This is a genomic window from Achromobacter sp. 413638 (assembly GCF_043119405.1).
GTDB lineage: Bacteria > Pseudomonadota > Gammaproteobacteria > Burkholderiales > Burkholderiaceae_B > Achromobacter.
In genome coordinates this window covers 1-23,799 of sequence record NZ_JBICCO010000099.1, presented here as the reverse complement: position 1 = coordinate 23,799, position 23,799 = coordinate 1, and the positions used below count along the sequence as shown (strand labels likewise).

General features: G+C 68.6%; 18 protein-coding genes. 6 read left to right on the top strand and 12 right to left on the bottom strand.

The genetic code is table 11. The features are described 5' to 3' along the window. Positions 1-51 precede the first annotated feature (51 nt). Positions 52-1,683 carry a BCCT family transporter gene (locus ACEU5R_RS27975; RefSeq protein WP_392413022.1) on the bottom strand — a complete coding sequence of 544 codons (1,632 nt, stop codon included), beginning with the start codon at positions 1,681-1,683 and terminating at the stop codon, positions 52-54. A gap of 332 nt (positions 1,684-2,015) precedes the next feature. Here ACEU5R_RS27975 and fdhA point away from each other — a divergent pair, with 332 nt between their 5' ends. Then, positions 2,016-3,215 (top strand): formaldehyde dehydrogenase, glutathione-independent, encoded by a 1,200-nt coding sequence (gene fdhA, locus ACEU5R_RS27970; protein WP_392413020.1) that lies wholly within the window; start codon positions 2,016-2,018, stop codon positions 3,213-3,215. A gap of 31 nt (positions 3,216-3,246) precedes the next feature. On the opposite strand, the gene ACEU5R_RS27965 is transcribed toward fdhA, so the two are convergent. From ACEU5R_RS27965 to trxA, 11 genes are all read right to left on the bottom strand, one after another. After that, the gene (locus tag ACEU5R_RS27965) at positions 3,247-4,269 is read right to left on the bottom strand and encodes a GlxA family transcriptional regulator (RefSeq protein WP_392413019.1); all 1,023 of its coding nucleotides are present in this window, start codon (positions 4,267-4,269) and stop codon (positions 3,247-3,249) included. A 251-nt stretch (positions 4,270-4,520) separates the two neighbouring features. Next, positions 4,521-5,609, bottom strand: a complete 1,089-nt coding sequence (locus ACEU5R_RS27960; protein ID WP_392413024.1) for a 2Fe-2S iron-sulfur cluster-binding protein — start codon at positions 5,607-5,609, stop codon at positions 4,521-4,523. Between the two features lie 60 nt (positions 5,610-5,669). After that, positions 5,670-6,947 (bottom strand): aromatic ring-hydroxylating dioxygenase subunit alpha, encoded by a 1,278-nt coding sequence (locus tag ACEU5R_RS27955; RefSeq protein WP_392413017.1) that lies wholly within the window; start codon positions 6,945-6,947, stop codon positions 5,670-5,672. Between the two features lie 8 nt (positions 6,948-6,955). Further along, a complete protein-coding gene (locus ACEU5R_RS27950; RefSeq protein ID WP_392413016.1) occupies positions 6,956-7,720 on the bottom strand; it encodes an electron transfer flavoprotein subunit beta/FixA family protein in 765 nt (254 codons plus the stop codon). Continuing rightward, complete coding sequence (locus tag ACEU5R_RS27945) at positions 7,713-8,834, bottom strand: electron transfer flavoprotein subunit alpha/FixB family protein (RefSeq protein ID WP_392413015.1); 1,122 nt, start codon at positions 8,832-8,834, stop codon at positions 7,713-7,715. Before ACEU5R_RS27945 ends, ACEU5R_RS27950 begins: the two co-directional genes overlap by 8 nt. Further along, a complete protein-coding gene (locus ACEU5R_RS27940) occupies positions 8,831-10,720 on the bottom strand; it encodes a (Fe-S)-binding protein (RefSeq protein WP_392413013.1) in 1,890 nt (629 codons plus the stop codon). The genes ACEU5R_RS27945 and ACEU5R_RS27940 overlap by 4 nt, the downstream gene beginning before the upstream one ends. 2 nt (positions 10,721-10,722) lie before the next feature. Next, complete coding sequence (locus tag ACEU5R_RS27935) at positions 10,723-12,786, bottom strand: FAD-dependent oxidoreductase (protein WP_392413011.1); 2,064 nt, start codon at positions 12,784-12,786, stop codon at positions 10,723-10,725. Between the two features lie 8 nt (positions 12,787-12,794). After that, positions 12,795-13,319 carry a 4-vinyl reductase gene (locus tag ACEU5R_RS27930; RefSeq protein ID WP_103275361.1) on the bottom strand — a complete coding sequence of 175 codons (525 nt, stop codon included), beginning with the start codon at positions 13,317-13,319 and terminating at the stop codon, positions 12,795-12,797. Between the two features lie 10 nt (positions 13,320-13,329). Further along, positions 13,330-14,301, bottom strand: coding sequence for a dipeptidase (locus ACEU5R_RS27925; RefSeq protein WP_392413010.1), 972 nt, complete (start codon positions 14,299-14,301; stop codon positions 13,330-13,332). Positions 14,302-14,747: 446 nt separating this feature from the next. Continuing rightward, a complete protein-coding gene (gene rho, locus ACEU5R_RS27920) occupies positions 14,748-16,007 on the bottom strand; it encodes a transcription termination factor Rho (protein ID WP_103275359.1) in 1,260 nt (419 codons plus the stop codon). 119 nt (positions 16,008-16,126) lie between these two features. Then, entirely contained in the window at positions 16,127-16,453 is a 327-nt protein-coding gene (gene trxA, locus ACEU5R_RS27915) for a thioredoxin TrxA (protein WP_103275358.1), read from the bottom strand. A gap of 302 nt (positions 16,454-16,755) precedes the next feature. On the opposite strand from trxA, the gene parE reads away from it, so the two are divergent. From parE to ACEU5R_RS27890, 5 genes are all read left to right on the top strand, one after another. Beyond that, entirely contained in the window at positions 16,756-18,717 is a 1,962-nt protein-coding gene (gene parE / locus ACEU5R_RS27910; RefSeq protein ID WP_199770892.1) for a DNA topoisomerase IV subunit B, read from the top strand. Continuing rightward, positions 18,717-19,322: a YcxB family protein gene (locus tag ACEU5R_RS27905; protein ID WP_392413008.1), complete on the top strand. Its 606-nt coding sequence runs from the start codon at positions 18,717-18,719 to the stop codon at positions 19,320-19,322. The genes parE and ACEU5R_RS27905 overlap by 1 nt, the downstream gene beginning before the upstream one ends. A 35-nt stretch (positions 19,323-19,357) precedes the next feature. Beyond that, positions 19,358-21,679 (top strand): DNA topoisomerase IV subunit A, encoded by a 2,322-nt coding sequence (gene parC, locus ACEU5R_RS27900; RefSeq protein WP_392413006.1) that lies wholly within the window; start codon positions 19,358-19,360, stop codon positions 21,677-21,679. 196 nt (positions 21,680-21,875) lie between these two features. After that, on the top strand, positions 21,876-22,496 hold the full coding sequence (locus ACEU5R_RS27895; RefSeq protein ID WP_103276575.1) for a TetR/AcrR family transcriptional regulator: 621 nt from the start codon (positions 21,876-21,878) through the stop codon (positions 22,494-22,496). Next, positions 22,493-23,716, top strand: coding sequence for a DUF418 domain-containing protein (locus tag ACEU5R_RS27890; protein WP_392413004.1), 1,224 nt, complete (start codon positions 22,493-22,495; stop codon positions 23,714-23,716). Before ACEU5R_RS27895 ends, ACEU5R_RS27890 begins: the two co-directional genes overlap by 4 nt. Positions 23,717-23,799 lie beyond the last annotated feature (83 nt).

Sequence of the window (23,799 nt, the reverse complement as noted above, 5' to 3'; positions counted from 1 at the left end):
CCCCCCCCCCCCCCCCCCCCCCCCCCCCCCCCCCCCCCCCCCCCGGCGGTCTCAACGCGGCAACGGGGATGCCGCCCGGCGTTCGGCGCGATGGCACCAGCGCAGCACGCGCCAGGTCGACAGCATCATCAGGAGCAGCACGAACAGGAACGGAAAGCCCGTGGCCACCGAGGCGGCCTGCAGGGAATTGAGGCCGCCGCCCAGCAGCAGGATGAGCGCGACCACGCCCTGGGCCACGGCCCAGAAGATGCGCTGGATGATGGGCGCGTCGACTTTGCCGCCGGCGGTGATGCCATCGATGACCAGCGAACCGGAATCCGACGAGGTGACGAAGAAGATCACCACCAGCACGATCGCGACCAGCGAGGTCAGGCCGGCCCAGGGCAGCTGGCGCAGCATCATGAAGAGCGACAGCTCGGGCTGGTTGGCCAGCACCATGTCCTGCACGCCCGTATAGCCCTGCGCCACCAGCTGGTGCAGCGCGGTGCCGCCGAAGGTCGTCATCCAGAAAATGGAAACCAGCGTGGGCGCGATCAGCACACAGACCAGGAACTGGCGCACGCTGCGGCCCTTGGAAATGCGGGCGATGAACATGCCGACGAAGGGTGACCAGGAAATCCACCAGGCCCAATAGAACGAGGTCCAGCCCTGCAGGAAGGCATTGTCGTCGCGGCCGAACGGCTGCGACAGCAGCGGCAGGTATTGCAGGTAGGCGGCGGTATTGTCCAGCAGGCCGCGCAGGATGTCGGCGGTCGGGCCCACGGCGATGATGAGCAGCATCAGCAGCAGGGCCAGCGCCACGTTCAGCTCGGACAGGCGCTTGACGCCCGCCTCGATGCCGGCCACGACCGAGCCCAGGGCGATCGCCGAGATCACGATCACCAGGATGATCTTGTTCTGCGCGTTGATCTCGATGCCATACAGGTGATGCAGGCCGGCCAGCGCCTGCTGCGCGCCCAGGCCCAGCGAGGTCGCCAGGCCGAACAGCACGGCGAACACGGCCAGTATGTCGATGGCGTTGCCCAGCGCGCCGCGCGCGTGCCGCAGTCCGAGGATGGGATAGAACACCGACCGGATCGACAGTGGCAGGCGCAGGTTGTAGGTGATCAGCGCCAGCGACAGGCCGACGACCGCGTAGATCGCCCAGGGATGCAGGCCCCAGTGGAATACCGAAGCGGCCATGGCCAGCTCCCTCGCGGGCGCGACCGCCGGGGCGACCAGCTGGCCATGCGGGTCCAGCGGCGGCGCCAGGCCCAGTGGCGGATTGTTGAAATGGTGCACGGGCTCCATCACGCCAAAGAAGATCAGTCCGATTCCCATGCCGGTGGCGAACAGCATCGAGGTCCAGCCGACGAAGGAGTATTCGGGCTTCGCATCCTGGCCGCCGATCACGACGCTGCCCATGGGCGAGAAGATCAGGAACAGGCTGAACAGCACGAAGAGGTTGGCCGCGCCCATGAAGAGCCAGTCGAACGTCGAAGTCAGCCAGCCGCGAAGGCCGTTGAGCGCGGCCTCGGTGGGGCCGGCCTGCAGCAGGGCGAAGATCACGAAGGCGGCGATCACGGCCACCGAGATGGGAAAGACGGGATGGTGGATGTCGAGGATGCCGAAGCGGATGTTGTCCTGGCCCGCCTGCGCGCTGCCCTGCAGGCGGTCCAGGAACCGATGGTGGGGATGGGTCATGATTCCGGCGCGCGCGCTACGGCGCGTGCCGCCTCCTTTGTGTTTTATGGTTGTGCCGCGCCTGGTTGCGGGCCCGCGGCGCACCTGCCTCGCATGCGACGGACCCGCAGCCATTCTTCTCCCAAGCGTTGCGCGGCTCTTTTCCGGGCCGGACGCGAAACTGCCTATTCCCGACATGGCGCGGGTCGTGCGTCGGGCGGGATGGATGCGGTCGCAATCCGTCTGCTTCCTGTCGCCTGGCGACAAGCGCGCCCGCTCCGGCGGCGTCACCATCGCGTAGGCGCGGCCGTCCGGCCGGCACGACGCCGGCGCGGCCGGCCAGGAGACGAGCGATGGCAGAGAACAGAGGCGTGGTTTACATGGGGCAGGGACGCGTCGAGGTCCAGCCCCTTCGGTTCCCCGAGCTGGCGGATCCCCGGGGACGCAGGATCGGGCATGGCGCCATCCTGAAGGTGGTGGCCACCAATATCTGCGGTTCCGATCAGCACATGGTGCGCGGCCGCACCACGGCGCCCGCCGGCATGGTGCTGGGGCACGAGATCACCGGCGAGGTCATCGAGATCGGCCCCGACGTGGAGACGCTGCGGGTCGGCGATCTGGTGTCCGTGCCATTCAACGTGGCCTGCGGCCGTTGCCGCTGCTGCAAGGAACAGGACACGGGCGTGTGCCTGAACGTGAATCCGGACCGGCCCGGCGGCGCGTATGGCTATGTGGACATGGGCGGCTGGATCGGCGGACAGGCCCGCTACGTCATGGTGCCTTACGCCGATTTCAATCTGCTGCGCTTTCCCGACGCGGCGCAGGCGATGGAGAAGATCCGCGACCTGACCTGCCTGTCGGACATCCTGCCCACCGGCTACCACGGCGCGGTGTCGGCGGGCGTGGGGCCGGGCAGCACGGTCTACGTGGCCGGCGCGGGACCCGTGGGGCTGGCGGCCGCGGCCTCGGCGCGGCTGCTGGGCGCGGCCGTCGTCATCGTGGGCGACGTGAACGCGGCGCGGCTGGCGCATGCGCGCGCGTCCGGCTTCCAGACCGTGGACCTGACGCTGGACGCGCCCCTGCCCGAGCAGGTCGCGGCGATCCTGGGCGCGCCGGAGGTGGATTGCGCGGTCGACGCGGTGGGCTTCGAGGCGCGCGGCCACGGCGGGGAGGGCTCGCGGGCCGAGGCGCCGGCGGCGGTGCTCAACGCGCTCATGGAGGTGACGCGGGTGGCGGGCCGCATCGGCATTCCCGGACTCTATGTCACCGACGATCCCGGCGCCGCCGATCCGGCCGCGCGGCGCGGCAGCCTGTCGGTGCGCTTCGGACTGGGCTGGGCCAAGGCCCATAGCTTCCACACCGGTCAGACGCCGGTGACGAAGTACAACCGGGCCCTGATGCAGGCCATCCTCTGGGACCGCCTGCGGATCGCCGACGTGGTGGGCGTGACGCTGATTTCCCTGGACGATGCGCCCAGGGGGTACGCCGAGTTCGATGCCGGCGCGCCACGAAAATTCGTGATCGATCCGCACGGCGCGCTGCTGGCGGCGTGACCGCGCGGGCCCGACGCCGGCGCGCGCCGCGTCAGGCCCGCGCGCGCCGGCGTTCGCTGTTCGGCGGATGGCCGAACTGCGAACGGTATGCCTTGCTGAAATGACAGGGTGACTGGAAGCCGCAGGCCACCGTGACGCTCATCACCGACATGTCCGTCTGCAGCAGCAGCTCGCGCGCGCGGCGCAGCCGCAGCCACAGGTAATAGCGGGTGGGCGAGATGTTCAGGTATTCCTTGAACATGCGCTGCAATTGCCGCTGCGACAGCCCCACGCTCTCCGCGATCTGGTCGAAGCTCAGCGGGTCTTCGATGTGCGCTTCCATGAGCTGCGCCGTGCTCACCAGTTCGCGTCGGTTGACGCCGATGCGCGCGGCCATCGGGATGTGCTGCTTTTCGGTGGCGCTGCGGATACGGTCCAGGATGAACTGTTCCGACACGCCGGCGGCTACCGCGTCGCCGTAGCGCCGCGCCATGAGATCCAGCATCAGGTAGAGCGGCGCGGTGCCGCCCGAACAGGTGATGCGGTCGCGGTCGGTCACGAACAGGTCTTCGGTGAATGTCATGGCCGAGAATTCCTCGCGCAGCGAGGACAGGTTTTCCCAATGCACGGCGCAGCGATAGCCGTTCATCAAGCCGGCCTTGACCAGCGCGTAGCTGCCCGTACAGAGGCTGCCCAGCGTCATGCCCAGGCGCGCCAGCCGCGTCAGCGCCCGGATCAGCGCGCCGTTGACGTGGCGCCTGACCTCGATGCCGCCACAGACGAACAGGGTCTCCATGGCGGGCGTGTCGTCCAGGCTCGCGGTGGGCGTGATGGGCAGGCCGTTGCTGCCCGTGGCGGGCGCGCCGTCGGGCGTCAGCACCGACCAGCGATACAGCGGGCGCCGGCTGACATAGTTGGCCATCCGCAGCGCCTCGACGGCGTTGACGAAGGCGATCATCGAGAAGTCGGGCAGCAGCAGGAAGCCGAAATGGCTGTGCGCCGCGTCGGGCGGATCGGGCTGGACAGGCAGGGGCCGGCTGGAAACCGGGGTGTCCGGATGGGGTTGGGGATGCATGCGTATCGACCTCGTTCAAGGCCAAGCAAACATCCGGCTGGCGTCGCCTTCGCGGGCAGGCGCCGGGCCGGGCCTGTTGCCGGCGGGTAAGCGCCGGCAGTCCAGCATGACGACCGAAAGTGCTGCTGAGTATCGGCCGTTATCGCGTTTGCGTGGAGCGGTATCGCGGGTTCAGGGAAGAAATCAGGGTTGTCCTATCGAAACCGTTGATGGAAACAGCGCCTGCCTGATCTGGCTCGCGGCGCCCGCGTTTACTTCTCGATGATCAGGTCGCTCAGGGGGCGGCTGCAGCACAGCAGCACCATGCCCTGGTCGATTTCCCGTTGCCGGATGCCGCCTTGATGGCGCATGTCGACCTCTCCGGACAGCAGTCTGACCTTGCAGGTGCCGCACATGCCTTGCGTGCACGAGGACGGCAGCCGCAGGCCGGCGGCGCGCGCGGCGTCCAGCACGGTCTGGTCCGCCGCGCAGCCCAGGCTGCGCTGGCTGCGCTCGAATCGCACGGTGTAGCTGGACCCGGTGGATGTGGCGCGCGGCTCCGGGGCCGGCGCGGTCGCTTGTTCATCGAAGGAGAAGCTCTCCTCGTGATAGCGGCTCATGTTCAGGCCGGCCTGGGCCAGCATCTCGCGCGCCGCGCGCATATAGGGCGCCGGTCCGCAGGTGAACACGGTGCGCTCGAGGAAATCCGGCGCCATGAGCGCCAGCGCGGGCAGGCTCAGCCGGCCGGTCAGTCCGTGCCAGGACGGCCGGCGGCCGAGCTGCTCGCAGACGAAGTGGGCGCGGAAGCGCGACAGGTTCGAGGCCAGCAGGTCCAGTTCGCGCTCGAAGATGATGTCGTCGGGCGTGCGGGCGCTGTGGACGAAGACGATGTCGCGGTCGTCGCACAGATCGCGGTGGGTGCGCGCCATGGACATCAGCGGGGTGATGCCCGAGCCGGCGGACAGGAACAGGTAGCGCTCGGCCGGATGCAGCGCGTTGCTGAAGACGCCCGCTGGGCCGAGCGTTCGCACCGCCATGCCCGCGCTCAGGTGGTCGTGCAACCAGTTCGACACGGGGCCGCCAGGCACGCGCTTGACGGTGATGGACAGGGTGTGCGGCTGGGTCGGCGGCGACGAGATCGTGTAGCAGCGGTTCAGCCGCGTGCCGCCGATGTCCAGCTCCAGCGTCAGGAACTGACCGGGCGTGAAGGCGAAGGCGTGGCCGGCCGGCGAGCGGAAGAAGAAGCTCTTGACGTCGTGGGTTTCGGCGCGGACGTGCGTGCACAACAGCGCTTCCTCGGTTTCGCTGTTCCAGGGCGGCGGCAGGCGTTGCCAGTACTCAGGCTGGTGCAGGCGCGGCATGGCGCCGTCGATGGACGGCGCGGCGGCCAGGGCGGTCTGGGGGGCGCTCATGGCCGCGCGTCATTCCAGGCAGTAGGCCGTCAGCCGGCCGACATACCAGTTGCAGAATTTCTCCACCAGGCCCTCGGCATAGGGGGAGTAGGGGCCGGGCTGGTAGGCCGGGTTGCGCACGCCCTGCTGCGACATCTCGACCAGCGCGCGGTCCTGGCTGTTGGTCGCGCGCCAGACCGCTGTCAGATTCTCGACGTCGTAGTCCTCGTGTTCGCGCGCATCCTTGTGCACCAGCCAGGTGGTGCGCACCAGGGTTTTTTCGGGCGCGATCGGCAGCACCGAGAAGGTGACGATGTGGTCGCTCATGAAGTGGAACCAGGCGTTGGGCTGCGTCCAGAACGACAGCCCGCCCAGGTCGGCGCGCTGGAAATTGCCCAGCAGCTTGCGCGAGGCCACCCGGCCGTCCAGGGTTTCCGATTCGCCGGCGCGGTCCAGCGGCAGGCGTCGCACGCGGTAGCCGGTGATGCGCTCGTCCAGACAGTCGAGTTCCGATGAGGGCAGTCCGTCGGCCTGCCATTCGGATTCCAGGCGTTGCGACAGCGCGTCGAAGTCGGCCAGTTGCTGCGCGTTGGCGGCCGAGGGCTGATAGCCGAAGCCGTATTCGAACAGCGAGATGGTCAGCTCGGGGTGGTTCGCCGCGCAGTGATAGCACTCGCGGTTGTTCTCCATGGTGAGCTTCCAGTTGCCTTCCTCGATGATGTCGATCTGCGCGGCGATCTTGCAGTCGTTCAGATGGTGTGGCAGCAGATAGGGTTCGACTTCGTCGCGCAGCCGGGCGAAGTCGGTCGGCGGCGTGTCCGCCAGGCAGATGAAGAGCAGGCCGGCCAGGCTTTGCACATGCACGGGCTTGAGTCCGTGCGCGCGCTTGTCGAAGCCGGCGCCCATGTGCTCGGCGTAGGCGAGCTTGCCATCCAGCGTATAGGTCCACTGGTGATAGGGGCAGACCAGATTGCCGACGGAGCCCTGCTGCTCCTGGCACAGGCGCGAGCCGCGATGACGGCAGACGTTGTGGAAGGCGCGGATCTGCTGGTCGTCGTCGCGCACGATGACGACCGAATGGCGGCCGACATCCACGGTGATGTAGTCGCCCGGCTCGGGAATGTCAGGCTCCACCGCGACATGGATCCAATGGCGGGCGAAGATCGCCTCCATGTCCAGGTCGAAGACCTGCTGGCTGAGGTAGAACGGCGCGTCCAGGCTGTGGCCCGGAACGCGGTTGGCGATCAGGGCGCGCAGTGCGTCGTCCACGCGCGGGCGGGATGGGGAAAGCGGGGCGATGATGTTCATGGTCCACCTCAGTAATCAACCAGGTTGTGAGTGCGCAGATAGGCAAGCACCGCGCGCGCTTTGTCTTCCGGGGAGCCGTGCTGAATGACTTCGCCGCCCCGGCTGGCCATGGCGGTCGCGGCCAGCAGCCGGTCGCGGCCGGAGCGTCGTTCGGGCGCGGCCAGCTTGCGCGGCCGCGCGTCGGCCGGTTCGATGCGCCAGGCGTCTGCCAGCGGCGCGGCCTGGGCGGGCGCCGCAACGGGCAGTACGCGCCCGGCGCGCTCCCGCGCATAGGCATAGCGTGGTTCGAAGGGCGCGGCGGGATGCACGGCCAGCAGCGCGGGCAGGTCGGTTTCCATGTCGCGGCGTCGGCCCTTGGGCAGAAACTGCCGCGCCCGGACCGCGCCGCTGGCCAGCTGGGCGGAGAGTACGTTGGGCAATAGCGGACGGCCCAGACGCTGCGCCAGCAGATAGGGCAGCAGGCCGCTGCCCATGCCGGATTCGCCGCGGCTGCCGCAAAGCACCAGGGCGTAGTCGCTCAGCAGGGCGGCAAGCGGATCCAGCACGTCCCGGTCGCGCGGCACGTCGATGGTCTGGACGCAGGGCGCGCCCAGCGCCAGATAGCCGCGCAATGCCGGTTCGTCGGGATCGCCGGCGTGCAGCACGGCGACGGACGCGCCACCCAGGCGCCGGGCCAGCGCCAGCGCGGCGCCGTCGTTGCGGCTCCAGCGGACGGCGCCGCTGACGGGATGGCGTCCCAGCGAGACCAGGACGGCGATGCGCGGTTCAGCCATGGGGCGTCTCCAGGGGAATGCGCGCGGCTTCGCGGGCCCGCGCGACTTCATCCAGCAGCGCTCGCGTCACGCTGTGCGCGTCGTCGATGATGCTCAGGTCGGCGCGCTTGATCAGCGGCGCGCTGGCGTCCAGGTTCACGGCGATCACGTGCCGGCAATCCTTGATGCCCTGCAGGTGCTGGACCGCGCCGGAGATGCCGAACGCCAGGTACAGGCTGGCGCTGACGGTCTTGCCGGTGGCGCCGATCTGCTGCGAACGGGGAAAGCGGCCATCGTCCACCGGCACGCGGCTGGCGCCGACGGCCGCGCCCAGCGCGGTCGCCAGCGCATGGAAACTCTCCAGGTCGTGCACGCCGTTGCCGGCCGAGACGATCAGGTCGGCTTCTTCCAATGCCAGCTCGGCGGCGTCCAGCTTGAAGCGCGCCTGTTCGCGATAGCGCGCGGGCGCCTGCGGCCAGGGGAGCTGGCGGCGCAAGCCACGGCCGGCGCAGGGCAGGGCCTCGTCGACGGCGTCGGCGGCCAGCAGCAGGATGCGGGGCAGGGGGCAGCGGGCGAGCTGCGCCGGGCCGGCCATGCGGAAGGCTTCGCTGGCGTTCAGCGAGACCACGCCCGTCGCCGCCGTGTAGCCGGTGTGCGCGGCCAGACGCCTGCCCAGGTCGGCGTCGTCGGGATCCTCGTCGGACATGAAGATGTGCAGCGGCGGATCGCCGGCGATTTCCGCCAGCAGGGCGGCCAGGGCAAGATCGGGCGCATGGGCGGCGGGCGCTTGCGCCTGGATCAGCACATCCGCTCCCAGCGCGGCCGGATCGTCGCGGCAGTCGCCGAACACCAGCAGGTGCACGGCCGTGTCCGCCTGCGCCAGCAGCGCCGCCGCCGCGACGGCCTGGCGCGCGCCCGCCGACAGCGCGCCGCGTTCGCTGTGGGCCACCGCGAGCATGCGGCGCACGGCGGGCGCCTGGCTGCGCAAGGGCTTGGCGGCGCTGGCGGCGCCGGCTTGCGCGGGCGTCGACGCATCCTCGCCGGCCGAGGCGGACTGGCCCAGCACGATGCGCTTCAGGCCCTCGGCTGTGTGGGTGTACGGCCGGCGCGGATTGATCCTGCGGATGGCGTTCATGATGTCTCCAGCGCGTCGGCGACCAGTTCCGCGATGTCGCGCACGTCGGGGCGCGGGCCGACCACGCCCTCCAGCATCGCCGTGCAGTTGGGACAGGCGACGACGACGGTGGCAGCGCCGGTTTCGCGCGCGTCGGCGATGCGGATGTCGGGGATGCGGCGCTTGCCGGGGATGTCGGTCAACGGCGCGCCGCCGCCTCCGCCGCAGCAACGGCCTTCCAGGCCATGGCGCGTCATTTCCCGCAGCGGCGCGCCCAGCCGCGCCAGCAGCTCACGCGGCGCCTCGGTTTCACCGTTGTAGCGGGCCAGGTAGCAGGGGTCGTGGTAGGTCAGGGGCGCGGACGATTCCAGCGGCTTGAGGCGGATGCTGCCTGTTCGGGCCAGGGCGGCCAGCGTGGCGGCATGATGCTCCACGGCATAGCGTCCGCCCAGCGCGGGGTACTCGTTGCGCAGACAGTGCAGCACGTGCGGGTCGGCGGTCACGATGCGCCGGAAGTCCAGGCTGTCGAGCGTCTGGATCAACGCGCGCGCCAGCTGCTGGAAGGTGGCCTCGTCGCCCAGGCGGCGCGCCACGTCGCCGGTATCTGTTTCAAGCGCGCCCAGCACCGCGAAGCGCACGCCGCCCGCCTGCAGGGCCTTGACCAGCGCGCGCAGGCTGCGCTGGTAGCGCATGTCGAACGCGCCTTCGCCGGCGATGAGCAGCGCATCCACCGGACGGCCGGGTTGGATCTGTTCCACGCCCAGGTCCACGGCCCAGTGATAGCGCGCGCCCAGGTCGAAGCCGCCCGCCGTGCCGGTTTCGCGCAGGTTCGCCAGCGCCTGGGCGGCCTTGCCGGGCGCGGCGCCATGTTCCAGCGTCTGCTGGCGGCGCATGTCGACGATGGCGTCGACATGCTCGATCAGCATCGGGCAGGCCTGCACGCAGGCGCGGCAGGTGGTGCAGGCCCACAGTGTTTCCGGCTCGATCAGTTCGGGCACGATGGGGCTGGCCGGCGCGCCGTGGTGGAATCCGACGGGCAGGCCGGGCGAGGGACTGCCCGCATAGCAGGCGTCGGTGCCCCCGGCCATGCCCACGACCAGATCCTGGATCAGCTTCTTGGGATTGAGCGGCTGGCCGGCGGCGAAGGCGGGACAGGCGGCTTCGCACTTGCCGCACTGCACGCAGGCGTCGAAGCTCAGCAGCTGCTGCCAGGTGAACGTCGCCGGCGTGCCGACGCCCAGCGTCTGGCCGTCCAGCGGCAGCGGGCGCAAGGCCGCGAGCTGGCCGCGCGGCGTCTTGCCGAAACGTTCGGGGCGGGGGTGGAAGGCCAGGTGCAGCAGGCCGGCAAGCGCGTGCTTCATCGGGCCGCCGCGCGCCAGTCCCACGGTCAGCTCCCAGGCGCCCACCGCCAGCAGCGCGGCGGTGCCCAGGCCGGTCAGCCCGGCCAGCCACGCGGCGGGCAGCGCGCCCAGCAGCAGCAGGCCCAGCGCCAGCGCCCCCAGCATCCACGGCAGCCGGTTCCACAGGCCGCGCGACAGCCGGGCGGGTGGATGGCGGCGGCGCAGCCAGACGAAAGCCAGGCCGGTCAGCATGACCAGCGCGGCCAGCGCGATGGCCATGTCCAGGGACTGCCAATAGAGCGCCAGGCCGTAGTTGAGCGCCACCAACAACATGGCGGCCACCGCCGCGCCCGCCGTGGCGATGTGGGCGCGCGCGATGTAGGGATCGCGCGCCACGACGTGGTGCAGGTCGACGAAGTAGCGCTTGGGCACGGCGAGCATGTCCAGCCAGCGGATGGGGGCGCTGCGCCCGGCGCGCCAGAGCGAGGCGCGGCGCAGCGTTCCGGCGCCGATGCCCAGCACGGCAAGCCAGAACAGTCCGGTGATGAGGGAAGGAAAGGCGGCCATGGTCAGAAGTCCTTGCACAGGCGCAGCGAGTCGTAGATGGCGCCGTGGATGTTGTGCATCGATACGCAATCGCCGACGCGGAACAGCAGGAAGCGTCCGCCGCCGGTCGGCTCGGCCAGGGCCGGCTGCGGCTCGGCGGCGTACAGGGCATGGATGTCGGTCTGGCCCAGGTTGACGGATTGGGACTTGAGCGCGCCGTACAGGGCATCGTTGGGAATGATGCCGTTCTCGATGACGACCTGATCGACTTCGCGTTCCTCGCGCTCGTCGGTGTATTCGTTGCGCAGCAGCGCGATGCGCTTGTCGCCTTCGGCGCTGACGCGCTCCAGCCAGGTATTGGGCGTCAGCACGACCTGTTGCGCGTAGAGCCTGCGGTAGAAGATGGGGAAGGTGGTGCCGCCCACGCTCTCGGAAACCTTGGTGTCCGGCGTCACCACTTCGACCAGTCCGCCACGGCTGGCGATGTAGTCGGCCACCCCCGCGCCCGCGTGGGTGCTGACGCCGTCATAGACCAGCACGCGCCTGGCCGGCTCGACGCGGCCGGCCAGCACGTCCCAGGCGCTGACGGCCAGGCCGTCGGCCACGCCCCAGGCCGGCAGGTGGTGCACATGGCTGCGCCCGCCGGTGGCCAGCACCACGATGTCGGGATCCAGTGCGCGCACATCGTCCGCATCGGCGGCCTGTCCCAGCCGGCAGTCGATGCCCAGGCGCTTGATTTCAAGGTCGAACCAGCGGACGATGCCCGCCATCTGCTCGCGCTGCGGCGCTTTGGCGGCCAGCAGGATCTGCCCGCCCAGCGCGGCGTTGCTTTCCAGCAGCACCACGTCATGGCCGCGCTCGGCGCTGACGCGCGCCGCTTCCATGCCCGCCGGCCCGGCGCCCACCACCACGATCCGGCGGCGCCTGCCCCGGGTCGGGACGATGCGGTGCGGCATGGTGGTCTCGCGCGTGGTGGCGGCGTTCTGCACACAGAGCACGTCCAGGCCATCGTACTGGCGGTCGATGCAGTAGTTGGCGCCCACGCACTGCTTGATCTCGTCCTCGCGGCCATCGCGGATCTTCACGACCATGTGCGGATCGGCGATCTGCGCCCGCGTCATGCCCACGAGGTCGGCCGCGCCGCTGGCCAGCACGCGCTCGGCCTGGTTGGCGTCGCGAATGCTCTGCGCGTGCATGACGGGGATCTTCACCACCGATTTGATGCCCGCCGACAGGTGCACGAAGGGCTCCGGCGGCAGCGCCATCGGCGGCATACAGTTGGCCAGCGTGTTGTGCGTGTCGGCGCCCGAGCCGATCACGCTGAGGTAGTCGATCAGGCCGGTCTCGGCCATGGCCTGGGCGATTTCCTTGAGCATGTCGTGGTTCAGGCCGTCCTCGTGGAATTCGTCGCCGCACATGCGCAGGCCCACGCAGAAATCCTTGCCGACGGCCTCGCGCACCGCCTGCAGCACCTGCATGCCGAAGCGCAGGCGGTTCTCCAGACAGCCGCCGTACTCGTCGGTGCGGAAGTTGGTGCGTGGGCTCCAGAACTGGTCGATCAGGTGCTGGTGGGCGGCGGATATCTCGATGCCGTCCATGCCGGCCGCCTGCACGCGGCGCGCCGCCGCCGCGAAGTCGGCGATGATGCGGCGGATTTCCTCGGGCTCGATGGTCTTGGCGTTGCCCTGGTGCACGGGCTCGCGCACGCCGGACGGGCTGACCAGGTGCGGCCAGTGTTCGCCATGCCAGGACGAGCGCCGGCCCATGTGGGTCGCCTGGATCATGATGCGCGCGCCGTGGCGGTGCATGGCCTCGGCCAGGCGGCCCAGCGGTTCGATGACGCGGTCGGTGGAAAGGTTGACCGAGCGCCACCAGCCTTGCGGGCTGTCGGGCGAAACGATGCTGGAGCCGCCGCAGATGGCCAGCCCCAGGCCGCCCTTGGCCTTTTCCTCGTAGTAGCGCAGGTAGCGCTCGCCGGGCAGGCCGTGTTCGTCGGCGATGACTTCGGCGTGCGCCGTGCTGACGATGCGGTTGCGCAGCACGACTTGGTTCAGGGTGATGGGCGTAAACAGGCGTGAATAGCGCATGGCCGGCCTCAGGCGTCGATGGGACGAACGATGAATTCACAGTGCGCATGCCCCTGCGAACCGCAGTGGTGTTCGGCGCATTGGGCGCGCGCCGGCCGGCCCTGCTGGTCGCTCAGCCAATCCATGGCGCCCGCGAACCAGCCCGAGTACATGTAGCAGAGCAGGCCGGCCGTCCCGGGCTGGGCCAGCACGAAGGCGGAGTGACGCAGCGTGATGCGCGCGCGGGTGCGGGCGGGATCGATCTCGTCCAGCGCGAAGATTCCCCAGCCGCGTTGCGACAGGCGCCGCAGATAGTGCTCGTAGACCGGCGCGCCGCTGATCTTGTGGCGGCGCGATTCCTGTTCGCACCAGTAATAGGCGGACTTGTGGCCGGCGGGATACAGCAGGGCGGCGTAGGCCTCCCGGCCCAGCACGCCCTCGGCCGCCAGGTGGTTGTTCATGAAGAAATGGCGCGGCACGTACAGCATGGGCAGGCCGTCGGTGCGCCAGACGCCTGTTTGCTCGTCGACGTCGATGGGCAGGGTCGGTTGCATGGCGGGCTCCTTATCTATTCCACACTTCGCCGAAGACGCGCAGCCAGTTCTCGCCGATGGCCTTGCGGATGCGGATGTCGCTCCAGCCGGCGCGCCGCATGGCGTCGGTCAGGTTCGGCAGCTCGCCGATACTGCGGATGCCGGCGGGATTCTGGATGGGGCCGAAGTCGGTCAGGCGGCGATGGCGGCCCTTGTCATGGGTGAGCCAGTCGAAGAAGGGCTGCCCGTAGCCTTGCGTGAAGTCCGTGCCGATGCCCACGTTGTCCTCGCCGACGATGGCGCTGACGTAGTCGATGGCCTCCACGTAATCGTCCACCGTGGCGTCGATGCCGCGCTTGAGGAAAGGCGGGAACATGGTCACGCCGACGAAGCCGCCGCGCTCGGCGATGAAGCGCAGTTGCTCGTCGCTCTTGTTGCGCGGGTGCGCCTTCAGGCCCGAGGGCAGGCAGTGCGAATAACAGACCGGGCGTGTCGAGGCGAGGATGGCTTCTTCGGAGGTCTTGGCGCCGACGTGAGACAGGTCCACCATGATGCCGACGCGGTTCATTTCGGCGATGACTTCGCGTCCGTAGCCGGACAGACCGCCGTCGCGCTCGTAGCAGCCGGTGCCGATCAGGTTCTGCGTGTTGTAGCAAAGCTGGACGACGCGCACGCCCATGTCGGCGAAGGCTTCGATGTTGCCCAGGCGGTCCTCGAAGGCGTGGCCGTTCTGGAAGCCCAGGATGATGCCGATCCGGCCCTCGGCCTTGGCGCGGCGGATGTCGGCGGCGTCGCGCACCAGCGTCAGCAGGTCCTCGTTCTGGCGGATCAGCTGCTTCATCGCGGCGATGTTGTCCACCGTCTGGGCAAAGCCTTCCCAGACCGATACCGTGCAGTTGGCCGCGGTCAGGCCGGCACGGCGCATGTCCTCGAACACGGACCGGTCCCATTTGGAAATGATGAGGCCGTCGATGACGACGCTCTCCCGATGCAGGGCGTTCATGATGAAGTCTCCGTTGTGGGATCGCGGCGTACATGGCGCCGCGTCCTGTGACCGGACACCAGGGAGGTGCCAGGCGGGTTTTTTGGAGCATTCTTCTCTGAAGGCGGGATCCGCTGTTTCCCCGGCCGGACGCTATCTTGTCCAAATACGACATGGACGGCTGTCGTCGAGCGACAAGCGTCGGCCGGGAGGCAGGCAGGAAGGAACGGCGCGGGATCGGCAGGGATCCGCGGGGTCGGCTCAAGGCGGGGGATGCGTCGTCGCGCGGGCTGGCCGGGCATGGGATGCCGGCGCGGCGCATGGCCGGGCGGGCCACGATCGACTGCGCAATCGGTAGGACGACAAGACGGGGGAGGGCAGGCCGCGCGCGGCGGCCTGGGTGCTGCGGTCGCGGACAGGCGCGACCCGTCCGCGGCTGGCGGCGCGCGGCGCCGCCAGGGACTGGCTTACTTCTTCTTCATCATGTCGAAGAATTCGGCATTGGTCTTGGTGACGCGCATCTTGTCCAGGATGAATTCCATGGACTGCACTTCGTCCATGTCGTGGATGAACTTGCGCAGCACCCAGACCTTCTGCAGCAGGTCCGGCGCGATCAGCAGCTCTTCGCGGCGGGTGCCGGACTTGTTCAGGTTGATGGCCGGGTAGACGCGCTTTTCAGCCAGGCGACGCTCGAGGTGGACTTCGGAGTTGCCGGTGCCCTTGAATTCCTCGTAGATCACTTCGTCCATGCGGCTGCCGGTTTCGATCAGCGCGGTGCCCAGGATGGTCAGCGAACCGCCTTCCTCGAGATTGCGGGCGGCGCCGAAGAAGCGCTTCGGGCGCTGCAGGGCGTTGGCGTCCACGCCACCGGTCAGCACCTTGCCGGAGGCCGGCACGACGGTGTTGTAGGCGCGGGCCAGACGGGTGATCGAGTCCAGCAGGATCACCACGTCCTTTTTCATTTCGACCAGGCGCTTGGCCTTTTCGATGACCATTTCAGCCACTTGCACGTGGCGGGTGGCCGGCTCGTCGAAGGTCGAGGCCACGACTTCGCCGCGCACCGTGCGCTGCATTTCGGTCACTTCCTCGGGACGCTCGTCCACCAGCAGCACGATCATGACCGCGTCGGGATAGTTGGTGGTGATGGCGTGCGCGATGTGCTGCATCATCACCGTCTTGCCGGACTTGGGGCTGGCGACGATCAGGCCGCGCTGGCCCATGCCGATGGGGGCGAAGACGTCCAGGATGCGGCCGGTGAGGTTTTCCTCGCTCTTGATGTCGCGTTCCAGGCGCATGGTCCGGTTCGGATGCAGCGGCGTCAGGTTCTCGAACATGATGCGATGCTTGATCGCCTCGGGCGCCACGCCGTTGACCTTGTCCACCTTGACCAGGGCGAAATAGCGCTCGCCATCCTTGGGCGTGCGGACTTCGCCTTCGATCGAATCGCCCGTGTGCAGGTTGAAGCGGCGGATCTGCGACGGCGAGATGTAAATGTCGTCCGTGCTGGCCAGGTAAGAGGTCTCGGGGGAGCGCAGGAAACCGAAGCCGTCGGGCAGGACTTCGAGCACGCCGTCGCCAAAGATCTGCTCGCCCTGCTTGGCGCGCCGTTTCATGATGGCGAACATCAGTTCCTGCTTGCGCAGGCGGTTGGCGTTCTCGATTTCCAGGCCAGCGGCCATTTCCAGCAACTGCGAGACGTGCAGCGCCTTCAGTTCGTTGAGGTGCATCGCGGTGAGTGGTGGGGGAATGTAAAGGAGGGGTTTGTCGGCGCGCCACGGACGGGCTCGCGCGTATTTCTTTGAAGGACGCCGCCGCCTGGGCGGCGCCTTCGGTTACAGCGCGCAGTTTACAACGCGCCGTCCAGGAATGCGGTAAGTTGCGACTTCGACAGCGCGCCGACCTTGGTGGCGGCGGCCTGGCCGTCCTTGAAGAGCATCAGGGTGGGAATGCCACGGATGCCGTACTTGGCGGCGGTGCCCTGGTTGTCGTCCACGTTCAGCTTGGCGACCGTCAGGCGGCCAGCGTATTCGGCGGCGACTTCTTCCAGGATCGGGGCGATCATCTTGCAGGGGCCGCACCAGGCAGCCCAGTAGTCCACCAGCACCGGCTGGCCGGACTTCAACACATCGGCCTCGAAGCTGGCGTCACTGACGTTCTTGATTTGGTCGCTCATGATGGTGATTCTCTGTTCCGCGGCAGAGGGCGCGAAAAAGGGGACGTGCCATGCCGTTGTTCTAGTTTGTAATGGATTAAAGCATACCACTGTCGATAACAACAGGGTTTGCGGCTTTTGTGTAGGATGTTGCGGCGCGGCGGCCGAGGTCCTGCAGAAAAACAGCCGGACAGGGCCGCCGCCATGACTGTCATCCTACCGAATATGGGGCTGCTCAGGTCCTGCGCATCCCACCGGGAGCCGCGCGGAATCTGGGCTTGTCCGTAAAATGTCGGTTTTTTTCCACAGATGTTGGGGATAACTTGGCCACTCCACGTTACAACGAGGCGTCCATCCGCGTCCTGAAGGGGCTGGAGCCCGTGCGCCAGCGCCCGGGCATGTACACCCGCACCGAGAACCCGCTGCACGTCGTGCAGGAGGTGATCGACAACGCCGCCGACGAGGCGCTGGCCGGCTACGGCAAACAGATACAAGTCACGCTGCACACCGATGGCAGCGTATCCGTCGAGGACGACGGCCGCGGCATACCCGTGGGATTGCACCCGGAAGAAAACGCGCCGGTGGTTGAATTGGTGTTCACCCGCCTGCACGCCGGCGGCAAGTTCGACAAGCAGGGCGGAGGCGCCTATGCGTTCTCCGGCGGTCTGCACGGCGTGGGCGTGTCCGTCACCAACGCGCTGGCCACCCGGCTGGAAGTCGTGGTCTGGCGCGACGGCGGCGTGAACCGGCTGGTGTTCAAGGACGGCGAGGTCGCCGAGCCGCTGGCGCCGTATGCCGAAGGCGGACGCAAGAAGTCCGGCACCCGCGTGCGCGTCTGGCCCGACACCAAATACTTCGACAGCCCCACGATTCCGTTGGGCGAGCTGACGCACCTGCTGCGCAGCAAGGCCGTGCTGCTGCCGGGCGTGAAGGTCATGCTGGTCAACGAGAAGACCGGCGACACCAAGACCTGGCAGTACCAGGACGGCCTGCGCGGCTACCTGGCCGAAGCGCTGGCCGGCGCCGAGCTGATGGTGCCCTTTTTCGAGGGCGCGCAGTACGCCGGCGCCGACCACGAGAACTTCGCGGAAGGCGAGGGCGCGCAGTGGGTGGTGGCCTGGACCGAGGACGGCAACGCCGTGCGCGAGTCCTATGTGAACCTGATTCCCACGCCGGCTGGCGGCACGCACGAATCGGGCCTGCGCGAAGGCCTGTTCGGCGCGGTCAAGAGCTTCGCCGAGCTGCACAGCCTGCTGCCCAAGGGTGTTAAGCTGCTGCCCGAGGACGTGTTCGCGCGCGCCAGCTTCGTGCTGTCGGCCAAGGTGCTGGATCCGCAGTTCCAGGGCCAGATCAAGGAGCGGCTGAACAGCCGCGACGCCGTGCGCCTGGTGGGCGGTTTCTCCAAGAGCGCGCTGGATCTCTGGCTGCACAGCAATGTCGAGTACGGCAAGAAGCTGGCCGAGTTGGCGATCCGCCAGGCGCAGGCGCGCCAGCGCTCGGCGCAGAAGGTCGAGAAGCGCAAGAGTTCCGGCGTGGCCGTGCTGCCCGGCAAGCTGACCGATTGCGAAGCCAGCGACGCGGCGCGCACCGAGGTCTTTCTGGTCGAGGGCGACTCGGCCGGCGGCTCGGCCAAGATGGGTCGCGACAAGGAATTCCAGGCCATCCTGCCGCTGCGCGGCAAGGTGCTCAATTCCTGGGAAGTGGACCGCGATCGCCTGTTCGCCAACAACGAAATCCATGACATCTCGGTGGCCATCGGCGTCGACCCGCACGGGCCGAACGACACGCCCGACCTGTCCGGGCTGCGCTACGGCCGCATCTGCATCCTGTCGGACGCGGACGTCGACGGCTCGCACATCCAGGTGCTGTTGCTGACGCTGTTCTACAAGCACTTCCCCAAGCTGGTCGAGGCCGGCAACGTCTACGTCGCCAAGCCGCCGCTGTTCCGCCTGGACGTGCCGGCGCAGGGCAAGCGTCCGGCGCGCAAGATCTACTGCCTGGACGACGGCGAGCTGGAAGCCGCGCAGGACAAGCTGCGCAAGGAAGGCGTGCGCGAAGGCGCCTGGGCGGTCAGCCGCTTCAAGGGCCTGGGCGAAATGAACCCCGAGCAGCTCTGGGAAACCACCATGAATCCGGACACGCGCCGCCTGCTGCCGGTGGGCTATGGCGACCAGTCGCCGGAAGACACCACGCGCATGTTCGACATGCTGATGGGCAAGGGGGAATCCTCGCAACGCCGCGCCTGGATCGAAGAGAAGGGCAACCTGGCGGAGCTCGACATCTGATGACGCAAGCCGCGCCCGCGTCCGCCGTCATGGAAATCGACCTCAAGGCCGATGACTATGCCGACTTCGTCGCCTATATGTACAAGCGGCCCGAAATGCGCGGTCGCCGCATGCGCTCGCATCTGCGCTTCGCCGTGCTGATGGTGGTGGCGCTGCTGGCCTACACGGCATGGAGCGCCTGGGGACCGGGCGGCCCGGACTGGGGCGCGGTCCTGCCCGCCTATTTCCAGGGGCTGGCGGTGGGCCTGGGTGTTCTGGTCCTGCTGGCGCTGGCCTACGAATTCGTGCTGCCCGCCCTGGTGAAGGCCAATACGCGGCGCATGCTGCGACGTCAGCCCGATGAGATGTTCCTGGGCCGCCATCGCCTGGAATTCGGCGCCGACGGCATCGATGACGCCACCGCCTCGGCTTCGGGCCGCATGGATTGGAGCAACGTCAGCCGCGTCGAGGAAACGCCCGAACACCTGTATGTGGTCCTGGGCACGCTGCAAGGCGTGATCATCCCCAAGCGCGGGCAGGACGCCGGCACGCTGGAGGCCGTGCGCGCGCAATTCCGCGCGCATGTGGCCGACGCGAAGCTGGCCGTGTCCGCGCCGGCGCAATGACGCCGTTCCGATGAAATTGTCTACCTGAATACATCATGACCGACAGCAATCAACCTGGTCTTTTCGACGCCTCCTCGCCCGGTGACGGCGACGCCGCCATCACGCTGGCGCGCTATGCCGAGCAGGCCTATCTGGACTATGCCGTGTCCGTGGTTCGCGGCCGGGCGCTGCCTGACGTGGGCGACGGCCAGAAGCCGGTGCAGCGCCGCATCCTGTTCGCCATGCAGGCCATGGGCCTGGCGGCCGGCGCCAAGCCCGTCAAGTCCGCGCGCGTCGTGGGCGATGTGCTGGGTAAGTACCACCCGCATGGCGACCAGGCCGCGTATGACGCGATGGTGCGCATGGCGCAGGATTTCTCGCTGCGCTATCCGCTGATCGACGGTCAGGGCAACTTCGGCTCGCGCGACGGCGACAACGCCGCGGCGATGCGTTACACGGAAGCCCGCCTCACGCCGATCGCCAAGCTGCTGCTGGACGAGCTGGACGAGGGCACGGTCGATTTCGTGCCCAACTACGACGGCAGCCAGGAAGAGCCGCAGATGCTGCCGGCGCGCCTGCCGGTGATGCTGCTGAACGGCGCGTCCGGCATCGCCGTGGGCATGGCCACCGAAATCCCGCCGCACAATCTGCGTGAAGTGGCGCAGGCCTGCGTGACGCTGATCAAGCAGCCGCAGCTGACCGACGCCGAGCTGTACAGCCTGGTGCCCGGCCCCGACTTCGCCGGCGGCGGCCAGATCATCACGCCGGCCGCCGATATCGCCCAGATCTATTCGACCGGTCGCGGCTCGCTCAAGGTGCGCGCGCGCTGGCAGTTCGAGGAAATGGCGCGTGGCCAGTGGCAACTGGTGGTGACCGAGCTGCCGCCGGGCACGTCCTGCCAGAAGGTGCTCGAAGAGATCGAGGAAATCACCAATCCCAAGGTCAAGACCGGCAAGAAGAGCCTGACGCCCGAGCAGACCCAGTCCAAGGCCGTCATGCTGAACCTGCTGGACGCCGTGCGTGACGAGTCCGGCAAGGACGCCGCCGTGCGCCTGGTGTTCGAGCCCAAGACCTCGCGCGTGGACCGCGATGAATTCGTCAACACGCTGCTGGCGCAGACCAGCATGGAAAGCAGCGCCTCGGTCAACCTGGTCTGCATCGGCACCGACGGCCGTCCGCGCCAGAAGGGCCTGCGCGACATCCTGACCGAATGGCTGGCGTTCCGCACCCAGACCGTGACGCGCCGCACGCGCTTCCGCCTGGACAAGGTCATCGACCGCATCCACGTGCTGGAAGGCCGGATGGTGGTCTACCTGAACGTGGACGACGTCATCCAGACCATCCGCGAATCCGACGAGCCGCGCGCCGCGCTGATGGAGCGCTTCAAGCTGACCGAGCGCCAGGCCGACGACATCCTGGAAATGCGCCTGCGCCAGCTGGCCCGCCTGGAAGGGATCAAGATCGAGCAGGAACTGGCCGGCAAGCGCGAAGAGCAGGTTCGCCTGCAGGAGCTGCTGGACAACCCGGCCTCGCTCAAGCGCCTGCTGGTCAAGGAAATCGAGGCCGACGCCAAGCAGTACGGCGACGATCGCCGCACGCTGATCGAGACGGCCGAGCGCGCCGTGCTGGAAACCAAGGTGCTGGACGAGCCGGTGACCGTGATCGTGTCGCAGAAGGGCTGGCTGCGCGCGCGTCAGGGCCACGGCCACGATGCCTCGCAATTCGGCTTCAAGCAGGGCGACGACCTGTATGGCGCCTTCGAATGCCGCACCACCGACACGCTGATCGCGTTGGGCGACAACGGCCGCGTCTACTCCGTCGCCGTGTCGGGCCTGCCGTCGGCGCGCGGCGACGGCCAGCCGATCACCACCATGATCGACCTGGAAAGCGGTTCGCGCATCGTGCACATGATCGCGGCGGCCGCCGATTCGCGCTGGCTGCTGGCCACGCGCGGCGGCTACGGCTTCGCGGCCAAGCTCTCGGACATGTTCAGCCGCCAGCGCGCCGGCAAGCAGTTCATCACGCTGGAAGCCGGCGACGAGCTGCTGCGGCCGGTGCCGCTGTTCGACGGCGCGACGCAGCTGGCGCTGCTGTCGGACAAGGGCAAGTTCCTGGTGTTCGGCCTGGACGAGGTCAAGAGTCTGTCGGGAGGCGGCCGTGGCACGATCCTGATGGGGCTGGACACCGCCGACAAACTGGACCAGGCCGTGCCGATCGGCGCGGCCGGGCTGCGCGCCGCTGGCGTGTACCGCAACAAGCACACCGAGGACATCCTGGCCGGCTCGGCGCTCACGCCCTACGTGGGCAAGCGCGCGCGCAAGGGCCGGCAGCTGGACGTGCGCCCGAAGCAGCCGGTGCTGTCGCCGGTGTTGGGCTGAGCGTCCGGGCGCGCTCCGGGAACACGCCCAATCCCGCGCCATGCTGGCGCGGGATTTTTTCTGGGAGGCGTCCTGGCGGTCTTGATCAGGGGCGCCTGCGGCCCTTGCGTGGACGGGGTCGGCGCGATCCTTTCGTTGACGAAGCGGCGCGGCTTGGTTTTTAATTAATAGACTAAATTATCTATTAATGGTTCCCATGCGCAAAGTCGACCCCATCAAGCAGCAGGAGCGCCGCCGCCATATCCTCAACGCCGCCGCGCATTGCTTCGCCGAGCATGGTTTTCACGGCACCTCGACCGCCCAGATCTGCGAGCGCGCAGGCATGAGCCCGGGCAACCTGTTCCACTACTACCGCAGCAAGGCCGATATCATCGAGGCCCTGATCGCGGCGGATACCGAGGCCACGCGGGATGTCATCCAGGCGGCCTGCGCCTCGCCCGACGCCCGCGCCGCGGCGCGCGGCTGGCTGGCCGAGCAGGTGTTGCTGTATCTGGATCCGTCCTATGTGCGCCTGGGCATGGAAGTGCTGGCCGAGGCGGTGCGCAATCCCGCGGTGCATGCGCTGGTCATCGCCAACGAGGCCGAGCGCAAGCAGGGCCTCACGGCGATGCTGGCATCGGCATGGGGCAAGGCGCGCGGCGAGACGCCGCCGCAGCCGCCGGACGAAATGGCCGACATGATCCTGCTGCTGCTGGATGGCATTTTCAGCCGCCGCGTGGTCGATCCCGGATTCGACGCCAAGGCCGGACGTCGCCTGATCGAGAGCGCGCTGGCCCGCTATCTGCCATCCGACACCGCGGCCGGAGGTCGCAAATGAGTGCCGTCCCGGCTGCGGCCGGACCCGCGCGGTTGCAGCAGGTGGATGCGCTCAGGGGCTTCGCCCTGTTCGGCATCCTGGTCGTCAACATCGGCGTGTTCGCCTCGCCGTACTACGGCAGCGGCGTGGTCGATCCCGCGTTCGGACGCCCGCTGGATCTCGCGGCCAGCTGGGTCTTCGGCCTGCTGTTCGAGACCAAGTTCTATCTGCTGTTCTCGTTCCTGTTCGGCTACAGCTTCACCCTGCAGATGGCGGCCGCCGAGCGCGGCCAGGCGGCTTTCCTGCCGCGTTTCCTGCGGCGGCTGGCGGGCCTGGCCGCGCTGGGCGCGGCGCATGCCGTGCTGTTCTATCACGGCGACATCCTGCTGACCTACGCCATCCTGGGCCTGCTGCTGCTTTGCTGCCGCAACCTTGAGCCCGCCCGCGCGTTGCGCCTGGCGTTGTGGCTCATCGGACTCGCCTCGGCGGCCTGGGCGGTGCTGGCCGGCTTGAGCCTGCTGGACCCGCCGGGCCCCGAGGTCGCGGCGCAGGCGCGGGCCGACGTGCTCTCCGCCCTGCAAGCCTACCGGGGCACGGTCGGTTCCGTGATCGGGCAGCACGCCAAGGAACTCATCGAGTACGTCTGGGTCGTGCTGCTGCTGGTGCAGGGGCCTTACGCCTTCGCCATGTTCCTGGTCGGCTACGCGCTGGGACGGCGGCAGGCGCTGGAAGATCCGTGGCGCCAGCCGCGCGCGCTGGGGCTGCTGCTGGCGCTGGGCCTGTTGCCGGGCCTGGCCGGCGCGGCTTTCTATGCCTGGTCCGCGCTGCCTTCGGTGGCCGGGCCTTCCTGGGAGTTGCCGGGCCTGGCCGTGGGTCTGCTCACGTCGCCGTTGCTGACCATGAGCTACGCCTGCGCCTTCCTGCTGATGCTGCGTTCGCGCTTGGGCGCGCGGCTCTCGGCATGGCTGGCGCCGGCGGGCCGGATGGCATTGACCAACTACCTGATGCAGTCCGTGGTCTGCGCGCTGGTGTTCACGGCCTGGGGCGCGCGCCAGATGGGCCTGTGGTCGCCGCTGGAGGCCGGCGGGCTGGCGCTGGTGATTTTCCTGGCGCAGACGGCGGCGTCGGCCTGGTGGATGCGCCGTCATGCCTACGGGCCGGTGGAGTGGTTCCTGCGCGCGTTGACGGTGGGCGTCTGGCCGCAATGGCGCCGGACGTCGGATGGCCGCGGCGCGGCTTGAGCGGCGGACGTAACGACGAGGGCTGGCGGGGGGGGGGGGGGGGGGGGCCCGCCGGTTGGCCGGCGGCCCGGGGCGCGGCGCCC